Here is an 881-nt window from a genome sequence, read left to right as displayed (position 1 = left end):
CTTTGAATGGTTTTTGCAACATTTGATCTCGGTGTAATCGTGTATTTACAGGTTGAGTGACTAATATATTCAACGAACCAGGTTAATAATTGCTCCTTTGGTTTGTTTTGTAGATGAATAAATAATATTGTACTAGTATACTAGTTTGGTGGGTTATTGGTGCAAAAGGTTCTATGTCTGAACAAACATCTTCACAACGAGAGCACTTTAGCTCTCGAATCGGTTTTATTTTGGCGGCCGCAGGTGCTGCAGTTGGGCTTGGTAATATTTGGGGGTTTCCCACTCAAGTAGCCAGTAATGGCGGTGGCGCTTTTTTACTTGTTTATTTGCTGATGATCTTGGTTGTCGCGTTCCCTATGCTTGTGGTCGAACTCGCGATCGGTCGCGCAGGGCAGGCAAACCCAGTCGATAGCATGCGTTCATTGACGAGCAATCCTCTCGGCAAGACGATAGGTGCGGGTATTGGTTGGTTAGGGCTAGCAGTACCGAGTGCTGTACTGGCTTTCTACAGCGTTGTTGGTGGCTGGCTGATTTGCTTTCTCATTGGTGCGTTAACAGATTTGCTTGGAATGGAAGCGGCATCTGCCTGGTTTAAAGGATTCAGCGTTGAACGTAATCTGTTTGGAACGATTGTCTTCTATATCTTTACGATCTTGATTGTACAGGGGGGTGTGAAAGAAGGGATAGAGAAGTGGTCTCGACGTCTCATGCCTGCTTTGCTGGTGCTATTTCTGCTTTTGTTTGTCTACATCATGATGCAGTCGGGGGCGGTAGAAGGTCTAAAACACTACCTAGTGCCGGATTTTGAGAAACTGTTGGACAGAAAACTCATTCTAGCGGCAATGGGGCAAGGCTTCTTTTCTCTGACCATTGGTGGATGC

Annotated in this window: 1 pseudogene; it reads left to right on the top strand. The window is 45.4% G+C overall.

Going from position 1 to position 881, the window contains the following annotated elements:
* Positions 1 to 173: 173 nt before the first annotated feature.
* A pseudogene (locus tag BCU12_RS11455) lies at positions 174 to 881 on the top strand (alanine:cation symporter family protein); the annotation flags it as partial.

Source organism: Vibrio sp. 10N.261.55.A7, assembly GCF_002877365.1.
Classification (GTDB): Bacteria; Pseudomonadota; Gammaproteobacteria; order Enterobacterales; family Vibrionaceae; genus Vibrio.
This window is presented reverse-complemented; position numbering and strand designations above follow the sequence as displayed.